The organism is Sorangium sp. So ce281 (genome assembly GCF_051527395.1).
GTDB lineage: Bacteria > Myxococcota_A > Polyangia > Polyangiales > Polyangiaceae > Sorangium > Sorangium cellulosum_B.
The window spans coordinates 8,056,275-8,071,057 of sequence record NZ_CP150322.1 but is presented as its reverse complement, the minus strand read 5'-3'; the positions used below and the strand labels follow the sequence as shown (position 1 = coordinate 8,071,057).

At 74.2% G+C, this 14,783-nt stretch carries 13 protein-coding genes; all 13 read left to right on the top strand.

Annotation, left to right across the window (positions count from 1 at the left end; translation table 11 throughout):
- Positions 1-6 precede the first annotated feature (6 nt).
- The 13 genes from WMF27_RS30585 (at position 7) to WMF27_RS30525 (ending at position 14,781) form a co-directional block, all read left to right on the top strand.
- Positions 7-2,148: a phage tail sheath family protein gene (locus tag WMF27_RS30585; RefSeq protein ID WP_437765340.1), complete on the top strand. Its 2,142-nt coding sequence runs from the start codon at positions 7-9 to the stop codon at positions 2,146-2,148.
- 20 nt (positions 2,149-2,168) lie between these two features.
- Positions 2,169-2,627, top strand: coding sequence for a phage tail protein (locus tag WMF27_RS30580; RefSeq protein ID WP_437765341.1), 459 nt, complete (start codon positions 2,169-2,171; stop codon positions 2,625-2,627).
- Between the two features lie 3 nt (positions 2,628-2,630).
- A complete protein-coding gene (locus WMF27_RS30575; protein WP_437765342.1) occupies positions 2,631-4,781 on the top strand; it encodes a phage tail sheath subtilisin-like domain-containing protein in 2,151 nt (716 codons plus the stop codon).
- Positions 4,774-5,205, top strand: a complete 432-nt coding sequence (locus WMF27_RS30570; RefSeq protein ID WP_437765343.1) for a phage tail protein — start codon at positions 4,774-4,776, stop codon at positions 5,203-5,205. The genes WMF27_RS30575 and WMF27_RS30570 overlap by 8 nt, the downstream gene beginning before the upstream one ends.
- Before the next feature lie 23 nt (positions 5,206-5,228).
- Positions 5,229-5,420, top strand: a complete 192-nt coding sequence (locus WMF27_RS30565; protein ID WP_437765344.1) for a hypothetical protein — start codon at positions 5,229-5,231, stop codon at positions 5,418-5,420.
- Positions 5,420-6,094, top strand: a complete 675-nt coding sequence (locus tag WMF27_RS30560; protein ID WP_437765345.1) for a CIS tube protein — start codon at positions 5,420-5,422, stop codon at positions 6,092-6,094. The genes WMF27_RS30565 and WMF27_RS30560 overlap by 1 nt, the downstream gene beginning before the upstream one ends.
- Positions 6,095-6,173: 79 nt before the next feature.
- Positions 6,174-7,349: a phage late control D family protein gene (locus tag WMF27_RS30555; protein WP_437765346.1), complete on the top strand. Its 1,176-nt coding sequence runs from the start codon at positions 6,174-6,176 to the stop codon at positions 7,347-7,349.
- Complete coding sequence (locus tag WMF27_RS30550) at positions 7,349-7,933, top strand: phage baseplate assembly protein V (RefSeq protein WP_437765347.1); 585 nt, start codon at positions 7,349-7,351, stop codon at positions 7,931-7,933. The genes WMF27_RS30555 and WMF27_RS30550 overlap by 1 nt, the downstream gene beginning before the upstream one ends.
- A 5-nt stretch (positions 7,934-7,938) precedes the next feature.
- On the top strand, positions 7,939-8,343 hold the full coding sequence (locus tag WMF27_RS30545) for a GPW/gp25 family protein (protein WP_437765348.1): 405 nt from the start codon (positions 7,939-7,941) through the stop codon (positions 8,341-8,343).
- 3 nt (positions 8,344-8,346) lie between these two features.
- Positions 8,347-10,428: a putative baseplate assembly protein gene (locus WMF27_RS30540; RefSeq protein ID WP_437765349.1), complete on the top strand. Its 2,082-nt coding sequence runs from the start codon at positions 8,347-8,349 to the stop codon at positions 10,426-10,428.
- 3 nt (positions 10,429-10,431) lie between these two features.
- A complete protein-coding gene (locus WMF27_RS30535; RefSeq protein ID WP_437765350.1) occupies positions 10,432-12,522 on the top strand; it encodes a phage tail protein in 2,091 nt (696 codons plus the stop codon).
- A 43-nt stretch (positions 12,523-12,565) separates the two neighbouring features.
- Positions 12,566-13,420, top strand: a complete 855-nt coding sequence (locus WMF27_RS30530; protein ID WP_437765351.1) for a hypothetical protein — start codon at positions 12,566-12,568, stop codon at positions 13,418-13,420.
- Entirely contained in the window at positions 13,417-14,781 is a 1,365-nt protein-coding gene (locus tag WMF27_RS30525; RefSeq protein WP_437765352.1) for a hypothetical protein, read from the top strand. Before WMF27_RS30530 ends, WMF27_RS30525 begins: the two co-directional genes overlap by 4 nt.
- Positions 14,782-14,783 lie beyond the last annotated feature (2 nt).

Here is a 14,783-nt window from a genome sequence, read left to right as displayed (position 1 = left end):
AGCAATATGCCTGAATATCTCGCGCCTGGTGTCTACGTTGAAGAACAGCCTGGCCCGCGCGTCATCGAGGGCGTGTCCACGAGCACTGTGGGCCTCGTAGGGATGACCGAGCGCGGCCCCGTCGGCGGCCCGCCGATCCTCATCACGAGCTTCGGCGAGTTCGAGCGGCGTTTCGGCAGCTACCTGAGCCCGAGGGAGAACGAGCGCGGCCTCCACGGCTACCTCCCGCTGGCCATCCGCCATTTCTTCGATAACGGCGGCAAACGCGCGTTCGTCATCCGGGGATTCAACTGGGCTTCGGACAGGAGCAACGATTACCGACGTCTGACGCTCGGCACCGGCGCCGTCGCCCGCCTCCGCGCCTCCGCGCCGAAGGGCGCAACGCGGGTCTACCTGACGTCGCTGCGCGGGTACGCAGCGGATAGCGGGCGAGTCCTGCCCGACGCGGCGCGGACCGGCGACGACGCCGGCATCCGGATCGCCGCGGCCGACCCGAGTGCGGGCGTCGTGGATCTCGCCGCGCCGCTCGGGGAGGATCTGCGGGTCGAGAGTGCCTTCGTCAGGCTGACGGGGGACATCGGGGCGAGCGCGACGACCCTCTACGCGCGCGAGCCAGGCGTGTGGGGCGAGAAGGTGCGCGTCCAGATCCGCCCCGTGAGCGGACCGCGTGTGGCGGTGAAAGGCCCGCTCACGACAGGCGAGGGCGGTCCCCGGCTCCGCGTGGCGTCGGCGGCGAACTTCTATCCCGGCGCCGCCATCGAGATCACCTCGGCGCCCGCGGGCGCGGGGGGCGCGGCGAGGCCGGGCGGCGCAGTGACGATGAGGTACGCCACCGTCCGCCGCATCGACGGCGACACGCTGATCCTCGAGCCGATCGAGGGGGACCTCAACATCGCGGAGGGCGCGAAGATCACGGCGGCAGTCGCGGAGATCGAGATCCTCGTGTCGTGGCGCACCGAGCTCGAGCGGTTCCGCGGCTCGTGGTGGCACATGGATCCAACGCAGGATCCGCCGTTCGGGATGACCCCCGCGCAGCGGGACGAGTTCAACACGACCCGCTCGGCGTGGTGGGCGCTCCAGAAGCGCTCGCGGCTCGTGATGCTCACGCCCCCGGCGTCCGAGGACACGCCGCAGTCCGACCAGATCCCAGCGCCGGCCTACGACCCACGCAACCCGATGGCGTCGCACCCGACCACCGCGACCGGCGCCGCCGAGCCCCTCGCGCCAGCCGCGGACGCCACCGGCCAGCCGGGCGCTGCCGGCCAGGCGGACAGGCTCCCGACGGACGTCGATTATATCGGCGAGCCCGCCGGCAAGAACCGCACGGGCATCGCCGCGCTCGCCCTGGAGGAGGAGATCGCCGTCGTCTGCGTGCCCGGCGTCACGAGTACGAGCGTCGAGGCCGCGCTCGTCCAGCACGCCGAGCTGCTCAAGTACCGTGTCGCCGTGCTCGATGGACCGAAGGACGCGGACATCGCGGCGATCCGCGAGCTCCGCGGCAACTTCGACTCGTCCTACGCCGCCCTGTACTTCCCCTGGGTGCAGGTCATGGACCCGCGCTCAGGCGATTCGATCCTCGCGCCGCCGAGCGGAATCGTCCTCGGCGTCTACGCCCGCAATGACGCGGAGCGGGGGGTGCACAAGGCGCCGGCCAACGAGATCGCCCGCGGCGCGACCGGCCTCGCCGCGCAGGTCACCCAGGGAGACCAGGAGATCTTGAACCCCGAGGGGATCAACGCCTTGCGCGACTTCCGCGCGCAGGAGCGCGGCATCCGCATCTGGGGCGCGCGCACGCTCTCGAGCGATCCGCAGTGGAAGTACCTCAACGTGCGCCGCCTGTTCGCCTTCCTCGAGCGTTCGATCGAGCGGGGGACGCAATGGGTTGTGTTCGAGCCGAACGGGCCCGATCTCTGGGGCCAGGTGAAGCGCACCGTGGAGACCTTCCTCGACGCCCGGTGGCGTGAGGGCGCGTTGCTCGGCGCGCGGGCCGAGGACGCTTATTTCGTGAAGGTCGACCGCTCCACCATGTCGGACGAGGACATCGCGAACGGGCGGCTCGTCTGCGTGATCGGCGTCGCTCCGAGCCGACCTGCGGAGTTCGTGATCTTCCGCATCGGCCAGTTCACGGCCACCGCACCTGCGACCTAGCCAAGAGGGGGGATGGGAACATGCCGACGAGGGCGCCTTTCAACGCATTCAATTTCAAGGTCGAGATCCAGGGCGGCGGCGCGTCCGTCACGGGAGGTTTCTCCGAGGTGAGCGGGCTCGAGACCGAGCAGGACGTCGTCGAGTACCGGAGCGGAGACATGAAGCCCGATGATACGCAGAAGATCCCGGGGCTCTCCAAGAAGCCGAACCTCGTGCTGCGGCGCGGGGTGCTCAAGATGGGGCTCTCCGATCTCTTCAGCTGGCGCAGGCGGGTGATCGAGGGCCTCACGGAGGCCGACCGCACGGGGGCTTCCGTGACGATCCAGCTCATGGACGAGAAGGGCACCGCCCCCGTGACGACCTGGAAGCTCATGCGGGCGTGGCCAGTCAAATGGTCCGGGCCCACCCTGACGGCGAACCGCAGCGAGACGGCCGTGGAGTCGCTCGAGATCGCCTACGAAGAGATCCAGCCCGGTTGACGTATGCGCGCCCCGGGAATCGAGTTCGTTGGACCGGCGCGAGCGCCTGACCTCTCGCTCGCGCTGCGGGCCGATATCGCCGGCTTCGCCGGGATCTTCGAGCGCGGCCCGGTGCTGGTGCCGCTTCGTGTCGAAGACTGGGGGGAGTATCGCGCGATGTACGGCGGGTTCGTCCCGATCCCCGGCACCCCGGGGCGCCAGGCCCTCTCGCCGCTCGCCCTGCACGGCTTCTTCCAGAACGGCGGCGGGCCGTGTGTGCTGTTCCGTCTCGCCTCCCCGCGGATGCGGGCGGCGACCGCCGCGCTCACCGATCCGGCGACCGGCCGCCGGGTCGACCTCGGGGCCTCATCCCCCGGCGCCTGGGCCAACGGCGTGACCCTGCGCGTGCCGCTCACGGTGCGGCGGCGCGCGCGCCGGCTCGGGGGGCTGCCGCTGCCCCCGTCGAGCGGCTTCCAGGCCGGGGACCTCGTGCGCATCACCGGGGCCGACGGGCGCACGGCGACGGGCCTGCTCGCCGAGGCGCCGTACGGGCAGGGCCTCACCCTCCCGGAGGCACGGCCGCCGCGGCCGCCGCTGCTCGTCGAGCGCCTCAACGACCTCGTCGACGTCACCATCGAGGGCGCGGGCGTGCGCGAGCGCTTCCGGAACCTCTCGCTCCTGCCGACGGACCCGCGCTACCTCTGGCGCTTCTTCGCGGTGCGCCGGCCGCTGTCCTTCTGGTGGACGCCGGCCATCCCGCCCTCCTGGCAGCCGATCGCCCCCGACCTCGCGCGGGCGCTCGCCTTCCAGGGGCCCGCGGCGTCGGCGCTCGTCCGCAGCGAGCTCCCGGCGCCGGACGAGCTCCCTTCCGCGGAGGACCCGGCCGAGGCGCCGCTGGGTCGCGTGGGGCGCAACGAGCTCGTCGCAGTGCTCTCCAGGGGGCGCGACGACCTCGGGGGCGTCGACGCGCCCGCGTTCCTCGCCGCGTTCGAGGCGCTCGCTCTCCACCCGGCGCCGAGCATCGTCTGCGCGCCCGAGCTGATGCTGCCGCTCGCGCCGGGCCAGCCGGCGTGCCCCGATGACCGGCGGCCTGACGTGCGGCTCGAGCCCGAGCCGCCGCCACCCCCTCCCTGCGCGCCGCGCCGTGCCCCGCCGCCCCGGCGGCACGCGCAGGCGGTGACGCGGCCGCGGCCGCCGTACCGGCCCGTGCAGGCGGCCAGCCAACGCGTCCTCCTCGCCGGAGGCCTCTTCCGCGCCGGAGAGGCCGAGCCCGGCGGCTCCGACGCGCCGGAGCCCGCCTCGGGGCTGCCCGGCTACGGCGCCGCCGTGGCCGAGCTCCAGCGGGCGCTCGTGGCCGCGCTGGCCGGCACCGCCGACGGACGCGAGCGGATCGCCCTGCTCGATCCAGAGCCCGGCATGGCGGTGTTCGACGCGATCGACCGGGCCAAGGCGCTCGAGGACGTGCTGCTCGCGATCGAGCAGGGCAGAGACGCGCGCACCGGCGGGCTCGGGACGCTGCTCTACCCGTGGATCCGCATCCTCGATCCGCTCGCACCGGGGCGCCTCAGCGCGCTCGTGCCGCCGTCGGGGCACGTCGCCGGGCTGCTCGCGCGGAGGACGCGCCAGGGCGGCCCGGCGGCCCGCTTCGCCAACGAGCGCCTCGAGGGCGCGATCACGGTCGAGCGGCCGCTGCTCGAGGGCGACCGGGCCGATCTCAACGATTTCGGGGTCACCGCGATCCGGGTCATCGCCGGCCGCGGGGTCGTCGTCTTCGGCGAGCGCACGATGCGGACAAGCCCCGGGCCTGACCGTTACGCGCCTGGGGCACGCGTGCTCGCGTTCCTGCGGCGCGTGCTCCGGGTCGTGGGCGAGCGGCTGGCGTTCGAGCCGAACGACGATCTGCTCCGGGCGCGCGCGCGGGTCGCGCTCCACTCGGCCTTGCGCGAGCTCTTCGCGCAGGGCGCCTTCGCGGGCGCCTCGCCGGTCGAGGCCTATGCCGTCCGCTGCGACGCGGTGCTCAACCCGCCCGAGTCGGTCGCGGCGGGGCGGCTCATCGCCGAGGTGGACGTGGCGCTGGCCGTGCCGCTCGAGTTCTTGACCATCCGCGTCGCGCTGTCGCGTGACGCAGCGGAGATCCTCGACGACGTCGGGGCGCCCGGAGACCGTCATGCCTGAGCTGCTCACCGCGTTCCGTTTCCGGGTCGTGCTCGAGGGTGCAGGCGCCGCCGCCGGCGGCTTTGCCGAGTGCTCGGGCCTCGAGGTGGAGCACGAGCTCTTCGAGTACGCCGAGGGCGGCCAGAACCGCTTCGTGCACAGGCTGCCCACGCGCCTGCGCCCTGCCGACCTCGTCCTCCGCCGGGGCCTCGTGCCGGTCACGAGCGACCTCTGGACCTGGATCGAGGCGATCGGCGCTGGCAACTACCAGCGGCGCGGCGGGGAGATCCGGGTGTACTCGGCCGACAGGACGAAGTCGCAGGCGTGGCGCTTCGAGCGCGGGATCCCGGTCCGCTGGTCGGGGCCCGCGCTGTCCGCGACCCAGAGCGCGGTGGCCATGGAGTCGCTCACCATCGCCCACGAGGGGCTGCTGCGCGTGGGCTGACCCGCGACGAGGAGGGGGAAACCGTGCCGCTCATCATCGGAGACATCGACGCGCGCATCGAGCTCGACGGCGAAGCCGCAGCTCCGCACCGGCCCGGCCACGCGACGCCCACGACCGAGGACGACGCCGCCCAGCTCCGGCGGCGCTCGGCGGAGCGCTTCGCGCGTGAGCGGAAGATCAACCAGCGCGACCCGCGCCGCCTCGGGGGGGAGTGATGCCGGCCCCGCGAACCCTCACGAAGATGCGCATCACGACGAACACGTCGTTTCTGCCCATCAACGTGCTCTTCAACCCGACGGAGTACACGATCGCGCAGTCGAACCAGTACGCCGAGATCGGCGTCCCTGGGCTCGAGGCGCCGATCCTCCAGTTCGTGCGGGGCAACAGCGAGGATCTCTCGCTGGAGCTGCTCGTCGACACGACCGACGGGCGGGGGCAACGAGACGCGCGCGGGCCCGCGGACCAGCTCATGGAGCTCGCGCGCGTCGACCCGGAGCTGCACGCGCCGCCGGTGTGCACGTTCTCGTGGGGCGGCGAGGTCCTGAGGGGGGTGGTCGCATCGGCGAACCGGCAGTTTGTCCTCTTCGATCCGGACGGCACGCCGCGCCGGATCCGGGTCACGCTCAGCGTGAAGCGCTACCGGACGCTCGCGGAGCAGATCGGCGACATGAGCCGGCGGTCGCCCGACCGGACGCGCACGGTGCTCGTGCGCGAGGGCGACACGCTGCCGGCGATCGCGGCCCACGCCTACGGCGACGCGACGCTGTGGCGGCCGATCGCGGGGCACAACCGCATCGCCGATCCCGCGCGGCTCACGCCGGGCCAGGTGCTCGAGGTGCCCCCGATCGAGCCGCCCGCGGCGCGGCCGGTCGGCCCGGGGGGGAGCTGACGTGCCGCCGCCGATCGGTCGCTCGCAGCGTGGCCGGCCGGGCCGAGCGGCGCCGGGCCGAGCAGCGCCGGGCCGGGGGGTGCGGTGCCGGACGGAGCCGAAACCGAAGCCGGGTGGCGGGACGCTGACCGTCCCGGATCTCGGGCCGGAGGGGTGGCCGGACACCTCGTTTTACGTGCCGCGCTACCGGGTGCTGATCAACGGCCGGGAGCTGCACGCGGCCGGCTCGGATTTCTTGAGCGTCGAGGTGTCCGACAGCATCTCGGAGCTCTCCGGCTTCACGCTCGTGCTCAACAACTGGGACGACGGCGACGGGCGGAGGCGACCCGGCTTCAAGTACACGGAGGATTTCGCCGCGATCCGCCCTGGCAGCCGCGTCGAGATCGAGATGGGGTATGCGGACGGGCCCCCGATGGAGCTCTTGATGACGGGGGTAATCACCGCGCTGGATCCGAATTTTCCCGCGTCGGGCGCCCCCACCATCACCGTCCGCGGGCTCGATCGGCTGCACGAGATGCGCAACCAGCCGAAGAACGTGTCCTGGAACGTGAACGACGCTGACATCGCGACGGCGATCGCCGGGAGCTACGGCATGAGGGCGCGGGTGGACAGGACGCTCGACACCGGCGAGCGGTTGCCGAAGCCCGACGGGGTCGTCCCGCAGCAGAACATGGATGATCTCGCGTTCTTGGTCGAGCGTGCCAGACGCATCAACTTCGAGGTCTACGCATGCTGCGACGAGCTCTGCTTCGTTCAGTCGCGCGAGGGGCAGGACGCCGTGGCGCTGCGGCTCGAGTGGGGCACGTCGCTCGTGTCGTTCTCGCCCACGCTCACCTTCGCCAAGCAGATCTCCGAGGTGACCGTGCGCGCGTGGCACCCGTACTCGGGTGAGCTCATCGAGGTCACCGAGCGAAGGCTCGACGCGGAAGAGGTGCCTCCAGGCAAGCGTCCGGCGAACGCTCTGCTCCGGGAGCTCTTTCAGCAGAGCAAACAGGAGATCATCACGTCCGAGGGCGTGCTCTCCGAGGCCGACGCGAGGGCGCTGGCGCACTCCGTGCTTGAGAGATCGAGCGACGCGTTTCTGACCGGGACTGCGCACACCGTCGGCATCCCGCTGCTCCGCGCCGGCAGGAACGTGGAGCTGACGGGGCTCGGGAAGATCTTCGACGGCAAGTACTACATCACCGAATCGACCCACACGATCGACGAGGGCGGTTATCAGACCACGATCCACGTGAGAAAGGCATACGTGTGATGCAGAGCGACAAGCAGCTCGGGGTGACAATCGGCACCGTCGTCGATCGAAATGATCCGCAGAATATCGGCCGCGTGATGGTCAGTTATCCGACGCACGCAAACATGAAGACCGACTGGACGCGCGTGATGGTCCCCTACGGGGGCGCAGGTCGTGGGTTCAAGGCGATCCCGGAGGTGGGGGACGAGGTGGTCGTCGGCTTCGAGCAGGGTAACAGCATGCGCCCGATCGTCCTCGGCTCGGTCTACTCGCAGAAGAACCGGCCGCCCATGCAGGACGACCTCGACGTGCGCGTGCTCCAGTCGCCCAGAGGGCACCGGATCACCCTGGCCGACGCGCCGCGGGACGGGAAGATCACGCTCGAGAGCGGCGATGTCCGCCTCGGGGGCGCAAACGCGCTGAAACCCGCGGTGCTCGGCGATGCGCTGAATCGGCTCTTGACTCAGCTCTTGAATCAGCTCGCCCTTCACACACACGGATCCGCTGCGGGGCCGACGACGCCGCCGGTGAACGCTCTTGCCTTCACGGGACAAATAAGCGGGCTCGCGTCGCTTCTCTCCCAGATCGTGAAGCTCGAGAGGTGATGCGGATGCTGCGCAGGGAGCTCGGGCGCGGCTGGGCCTTCCCGATCCGGCTGGATCGGTGGGGGCGGTTCGCGATGGTCGAGGGGCAAGAGGATGTGGAGGAGGCGATCCGCATCATCCTGGGCACGAGGCTCGGCGAGCGCGTCATGCTCGCGCCGTTCGGCTCCGAGGTGCCGTCGCTCCTCTTCGAGCCGAGCACCGCGGCCACCGCGGCGCGCATCCAATCGGCCATCCGGGGCGCGCTCGCCCGCTGGGAGCCGCGCATCGACGTGCTGGACGTCGCCGTGGAGCCCGATCCCGAGGTGGAGACGCGGCTCATCGCGTCGCTGTCGTACCGGCTCCGCGAGGTCAACGCCGTGATGAACATGGTCTATCCGCTCTATCTGCACGAAGGCCCGGAGGGGCCCTGAATCATGCCCTTCGCCCTCAAGAACCTCGACGACCGCTCGTACGAAGACCTCTTCGCCGAGCTCCGCCGCCGGATCCCCGCCTACCTGCCGGAGTGGACCGACCATAACGAGAGCGACCCGGGCATCACCCTGCTCCAGCTCTTCGCCTGGCTCATGGAGACGGCGATCTTCCGGCTGAACCAAGCGCCCGACGAGCGGATGTACGCCGCGTTCCTCAACCTCGTCGGCGTCGGCCCCGCGCCGGCACGCTCGGCCGAGGCGATCGTGGCGCTCGCGATGCGCCCCGGCGCCGCGCCCGTCGAGCGCGCTGCCCACGAGGTGGCCTTCGTCGCGGAGGGCGCGGCGGACGGCGACGAGGACGTCCGCTTCGAGGCCGAGGCCGACGTGTCGCTGATCGGCGCGGCGCTCGGCGCGGTGCTCGTCGACGACGGCATGAGCCCGTCGCGGGCCGACGCGACCGAGGCGAACCGGCGGGGCGACGCGCCCTATGCGCCGTTCGGAGAGGCCGAGGGCGCGGGGCGCGCGCTCTACCTCGGGCTCGACGCGGCGGCCCCGGGGCGCGCGCCGGAGATCACCGGGCGGTTCGACAAGGCGGAGCTGCGCCTGTTCGTGCGGGTCGAGGAGGAGGCCGGGAGCCTCCTCGGCACGACGGCGCCGGGGCCGGCGACCTCGGCGCAGCCGGGCGGCGCGCGTCTCGATCTGCTCGAAGGCGGCGTTGTGTGGGAGGGCAGGGTCGGCCCGGGATCGTGGGAGCGGCTCGAGGTGGCAGGTGACGAGACGCGCGGTCTGCGCCGCAGCGGGCTCGTGCGCGTCGCGCTGACGCGCCGGCTCCAGCCCGGCGTCGAGGTGGGCGACCTCGAGGGCCGCGCGCGGATCTGGATCCGCGCGGTCCCCGCGGCGCCGGGCGCCCCCGCGCCGCTCCGGATCCGCTGGCTCGCGATCAACGCGCTGCGCGTCCGGCAGTGGCGCACGATCGTCCGCGAGCTGCTCCAGCCGGGGAGCGACGGGACACCGAACCAGGTCCGCTTCGTGCGCAGCCCCCCGATCCTTCTCGACCCCGAGCGCCCGCCCGAGGTCGAGGTGGAGGAGCCCACCGGCGAAGGCGGCGAGGGCGGCGGCGAGCGCGCGTTCCGGCCCTGGCACCTCGTGGACAACCTGGCGACGCGGCGGCCGGACGGCGGCGGCGACGTCGCACCGGAGGGCCACCCGCTGCGGGTCTTCCGCGTGCACGAGGATCGCACGGGCATCGCGTTCGGCGACGGAATCGACGGCCTCATCCCGCCGCACGGGCCGAACAACCTGCGCATCACCTACCGGTCGGGCGGCGGGGCGGTCGGCAACGGGGCGCGGCTGCGGCTCGCGCCGGGCGTGGACCTGCCGGGGCTCGCGGCGCGCGAGCCGGAGCAGCGCGAGCCCGCCTCGGGCGGGGCGGACGAGGAGCCGGCGGACGAGGCGCGCGCGCGGGCGCCGGCGCGCCTGCACGCCCTGGAGCGCGCGGTGACGCCGGCCGACTTCGAGACGCTGGCCGTGGATCGCGCGGGCGTGGCCCGGGCCGTCGCGCTGAGCCGCCGCCACCCGCTGGACCCGCGCGCGCCGGTCACCGGGGCGCTCACGCTGGTGGTCGTGCCGCCGCGCGCGGGCGACGACCCCGCGCCCGCGCCGACCCAGGACTTCCTCGACCGGGTCGCCGCCGCGCTCGAGCCCTACCGCGTCGTCACCACCGAGCTGTTCGTGGTGGGGCCGCGCTACCGTCGCGTCGACGTCACCGTAGAGATCGAGGTGGCACGCGAGGCCGACGCGGCGCCGGCGCGCGAAGCGGTGGCAGCGCGCTTGAGGGGCTACCTCGACCCGATCACCGGCGGGTACGAGGGCACGGGTTGGCCCCTCGGCGCCCCGATCGCGCAGGGCGAGCTGCGCGAGATCATCCACGGCGCGCCGGGGGTCGCCTCGATCCGGTGCCTCTCCGTGGCGCTCGACGGCGTCCAGCTGCCGCCGTGCGAGGACTTCCCCCTCGGCTCGCCGCTCGCCATGGCGACGTCGGGCGAGCACGTGGTGCACGTCCGCGCGCCGGAGCGGCGGAGGTAGGCCATGGGTCCGTACGGCGTCGCGGCAGCGCGCTTCTTCCACCTCGACGGCTGGAACGGGTGGCGCTTCGCCCGAAGCGCGGCCCCGCGGGGGGTCGTGTTCGATCGCCGCGGCCTGCACCTGCCGCCGGCAGGGCTGCCGCCCGGGGTGCTGGTGCGGCCGGGCCGCGCCGAGCCGCGCGGGCTCGCCTTCGACGCGGCCGGGGCGCCGAGCGCGGGGGCGGAGGGCGGTCGAGGCCTGTGCCTCGTCGCGGGGCGCGCGGAGCCGCCGCCGTCGTGCTGGGGGATGCCGGACGGCGCGGAGCACCGGATCGGCGGGATCGCGGCCGACGCCCGGGGGCGGATGTTCCTGTCGCTGCCGGACGCCGGCGAAGTGCGGATCGTGCGCGTGTCCCCGCCAGGCGAGATCGCGCGCTTGCCGGTGGGTCGCCCCGGCGGGCTCGCGCTCGACGGGCGCGGCAGGTTATTCGTGCTCGACCTCGCGGAGGGCCCCGGTTGCGCGCGCGCGGGCGCGGCGAGCGGCGCGGGCGTCGAGGTCGTCGCGGTGTGCGGCGCGGAGGGCGACGCCATCGCCGCCGCGGGCGACGGCCTCGTCGCCGTGGTCCGGGCCGGCGACGCGCGGCTGCGGTTCGGCCGCGGCGGCGCGTCGCTCGCCGAGATCGACCTGGGCCGCCCGGCGCTGCCCGCCGTCGCCTTCGATCGGGCCCACCTCGCGACCGGCGACGAGGCGTTCCTTTTCATCGGCGATCTTCGCTCGGGCCGGATCGTGCGCTGGCACGTGCGGGGGAGCAAGGCTGTGCCCACGGCCTGGAGCGCGGCCGTCGATGCGTGGAGCGCGCTGGCCTACCGCGGCGGCGCGCTGTTCGGGCTCGGGGCAGGCTCCGCGGTCCGCCCGGTGACGCTCGAGGCGGACGGGTTTCATGCGCGCGAGGGCCGCGTGGTGCTCGGTCCGCTCGATGCCGGGCTGCCCGAGACCGAGTGGCACCGGGTAACGGCGCTCGTGGAGCCGTCCCCCTCGGCCGCGAGCGGCGTGCGGGTGGAGGTCCTCGCCGTCGACGAGCCGGACGACGGCGAGGCCTGGGACCTCATCGCCGAGGACAACGACCCGCGCTGGACGAAAGCCGCGGAGCTCGTCGCGCCCGCACCCGGGCGCCCGGCCGAGCTCGCGCTGCGCGGCGCGCGCGGCCGGTGCGCCTGGGTGCGGCTGACGCTCCACGGCGACGGGCGGCGCACGCCGTATGTCCGGTGGGTCCGCGTCGAGCATCCGCGCGCGTCGTACCTGCGTTACCTGCCCGCGATCTATTCCGAGGATCCGCTCGGCCGCGACCTGACCGCGCGGTTCCTGTCGCTGTTCGAGGCCGCGGAGGTGGATCTCGGCGCGTCGATCGCACGCCTTGGCCGGCTGTTCGCGCCGCTCTCGGCCGATCCCGGCTGGCTCCCGTGGCTGGCCGAGCGCCTCGGCGTGGAGCTCGACCCCGCGTGGCCCATCCCGCAGCAGCGGGCGGTGCTCGCGGCGGCGATGCGTGTCCACCGTCGGCGCGGCACGCGCGCGGCGCTGGAGGAGGTGCTGGGGTGGTACGCGGGTCCAGGCGTCCGCGTGGTCGAGGCGGGGCAGCGCGGCGCTGCGTTCCTGCTCGGCGGTGCGCTGCCCCTCGGCTGCGCCACGGTGCTCCCCCACGCCGGCCGCCTGCCGAGGATCGTGCTCGGCCGCGAGCCGGCGCTCGGCGCGGCGCGCCTCGAACGCCGCGAGGGCGCGGCGGTGGCGCCGCTCCTGCCGGGGCGCGGCGAGATCCTGGTCTACGTGCCGCCGTCAGCGGGCGCCTCGCCCGAGCGGCTCGCCCGGGTGCAGCGCGTGGCGGAGCGCGAGGCGCCGGCCGGGACGCGGGTGCACGTCCTCACGGTCGCCCCGCGCGCCGCGCTCGGACTGGGGCGCCTCGGCCTCGACGCGGCGCTTGGCCGCCGGCCGCCCTTCCGCCTGCCGAACGCCGGGGAGCCCGCGGTGCCCGGCCCCCCGCTGCTCACGCGCGGGCCCGGCGAGCGCGCCGAGCTCGCGCTCGGCCTCGGTCCCCGGCTCGGGATGGACGCGACGCTCTGATCGCCACGCAAACCACGCACACCACGGAACGCAAGGAGAGCGCATGCCCACGCACGAACCCACCGACAGGTCTCGCCCGCACGAACCCGAGCCGCCTGGGCCCGCGTTCCACCCGGGCCCCATCGTCCGCAACACGTACTTCTACGGCATGCTCCTGGAGGCGCAGGACATGACCGAGGAGCAGCAGTTCCACCTCGGGAACATCCGCCGCCACCTCGCCGAGCTGCATGGCTGCGGCACGGCCGCTGGCCTCCGTGTCGATGCGGCCGGTGGCTGCGAGGCGGTGATCGTCCGCCGTGGTGTCGCGATCGACTGCCTGGGCCGGGAGATCCGCGTGGCCAAGGACGTGCGCGTCCCGCTGCGCGAGGCGGTGGCCAAGGCGGTCTCGCGACGCAAGGAGCGGCTCGGCTTGGAGGACGCGCGGCTGCCTTCGCGCGCGGGCCGCTGCGATCCCGAGCCGGTCGAGGTCTACCTGTCGCTCTGTTACGACGAGTCACCGGAGCGGCCGGTCCAGGCGCTCGGCGGCCCCGACGCCGGCGGGTGCGCGCCCGCGTGTGCGTCCTCGCGCGCGCGCCACGGGTTCCGGGTCGATGTCTCGGTCGACGCGCCCGAGCCCGGGCCTTGGTCGGTCGGCCGGTTCCTGGACCACCTGAATCAGTGCGAGCGGGAGCGGCTCGATACGCTGCTCTCCGCCTTCATCCTCGACGACGTGCCGGCGCAGGCCGCGGCGGGCTGCCGCGAGCGCCACGGCTGCGTGGGCCTGGCCCGGATCCGCGTGGTGCCCGGCGGCGAGGTGATCGACATCGACAACTGCGCGATCCGCGACCTGGTCCTGCCCACGGCGCTGATCGCGGGGCTCGCGCGGCACGCGCTCAACGTCGCGAGGAGGGGGCGATGACCGCGCCGCACTCTCGCCCTTGCGGCTGCGCCGGCGTGGCCGCCGAGGAGCGTTACCCCTGGTCCCGGCGCGCGTGCGGCTGCGGCTGCGAGGGTTGCTCGCGCTGCGCGCGCCTCGACGCCGCGTGTGCGTCGGGCACCGAGGAGGCGACGCGGCGCCCCGGTCCCCCGGCCGCGCCCTGCCTGCCGCCACGTCCACGCTTCTTTCCGGGGCAGCTCGTGACCGACGCAGACCTGCGCGCGATCGTCGATCATGCCCGCCGGGCGCAGCGCCTCGCGGCCGCGGCCGCCGGGGGCTGGGGCGTCTACGGCGGCTATGCTCTCTCGCCCGACGCCGAGGCGTGCGCGGTCCGTATCGGCCCCGGGGTGGCGTTCGACGCGCGGGGCCGGGCGCTGGTCCACGGCGGCACCGCGCGCCTCGCCAGGCCGGAGCGCGCGCTTGTCGGCGATGCGCGCCGCGCCTCGGGCGCCGAGCCCGCGCACGGCGGGGATGTGCGCCGTACCCCCGGCGCCGAACCTGCAAGCTCGTCCGACGACGAGACCTTCGTGCTGGCCGCGGTCTACGATGACCACCTCGCGGCGCTGCAGCCCCGGTACGGCGGGGGTTGCGGGCCGGGCGTGGAGCCGGGCGGCGACTACGCGCGCGTCGAGGAGCGGGTGCGGTTCGTGTGGCTCGCGCGCCTGCCCGACGACTACTGGGTGTCGGGCTGCCTCCACGATCCCTGCGCCGAGGCCCCCGAGGCGCCGGCACGCGAGGCGCGGGCGTCCGAGGGGCCCAACGATCCCTGCGGCGCTGCGCCATCCCGGCGCCGCGAGCCGCGTCTCGACGTCTGCACGCCGCCGAACGGCGTGCGCGGCGGGGCCGGGGCGCAGACGTACGCGGACTGGCTGGCGCGGCGCTGGAACCTGCCGCGCAACGCGGCGGCGCTCGCGGGGATCGGGGCGGCGGCGGAGCACGGCCCGCCCGACGCCGGGGTGGGAGCGATCCTCGACGTGATCGCCGGCATGGCGTTTCCGCAGGCCCGGGGCGAGGCGATCGTCGCGCTCGGCGAGGTGCGGTTCGCGCGGGCCGACGGCAGGTCGATCGTCGAGGTCCGGCCGCTGCGGCGGCCGGTGCTGTCGAACGCCGACCTGACGTACCTCGTCGCGTGGATGCTCGAGCGCCTGCTGCGCGGCGCACCCGGGGACGTGCGCGCGGAGCTGGAGCCCGCGCCGCCGGCCGCGTCCGCGCCGTGCGCGGCGCCGGAGGTCGGCCGGGACGAGTCGCGCGGCAGCGCGCCGAGGACGGACGACGAGGTCGATGCGCTGAGGCGGCGTGTGAGGCACCTCGAGGCCGAGCTGCGATCGCGGGGGGGGTGCTGAGC

Excerpts from the sequence above, each read along its gene's own strand:
- WMF27_RS30585 (WP_437765340.1), top strand. The coding sequence starts at position 7 with ATGCCTGAATATCTCGCGCCTGGTGTCTACGTTGAAGAACAGCCTGGC.
- WMF27_RS30530 (WP_437765351.1), top strand. The coding sequence starts at position 12,566 with ATGCCCACGCACGAACCCACCGACAGGTCTCGCCCGCACGAACCCGAG.
- WMF27_RS30560 (WP_437765345.1), top strand. The coding sequence starts at position 5,420 with ATGCCGGCCCCGCGAACCCTCACGAAGATGCGCATCACGACGAACACG.
- WMF27_RS30580 (WP_437765341.1), top strand. The coding sequence starts at position 2,169 with ATGCCGACGAGGGCGCCTTTCAACGCATTCAATTTCAAGGTCGAGATC.
- WMF27_RS30540 (WP_437765349.1), top strand. The coding sequence starts at position 8,347 with ATGCCCTTCGCCCTCAAGAACCTCGACGACCGCTCGTACGAAGACCTC.
- WMF27_RS30570 (WP_437765343.1), top strand. The coding sequence starts at position 4,774 with ATGCCTGAGCTGCTCACCGCGTTCCGTTTCCGGGTCGTGCTCGAGGGT.
- WMF27_RS30525 (WP_437765352.1), top strand. The coding sequence starts at position 13,417 with ATGACCGCGCCGCACTCTCGCCCTTGCGGCTGCGCCGGCGTGGCCGCC.
- WMF27_RS30545 (WP_437765348.1), top strand. The coding sequence starts at position 7,939 with ATGCTGCGCAGGGAGCTCGGGCGCGGCTGGGCCTTCCCGATCCGGCTG.
- WMF27_RS30535 (WP_437765350.1), top strand. The coding sequence starts at position 10,432 with ATGGGTCCGTACGGCGTCGCGGCAGCGCGCTTCTTCCACCTCGACGGC.
- WMF27_RS30550 (WP_437765347.1), top strand. The coding sequence starts at position 7,349 with ATGCAGAGCGACAAGCAGCTCGGGGTGACAATCGGCACCGTCGTCGAT.
- WMF27_RS30575 (WP_437765342.1), top strand. The coding sequence starts at position 2,631 with ATGCGCGCCCCGGGAATCGAGTTCGTTGGACCGGCGCGAGCGCCTGAC.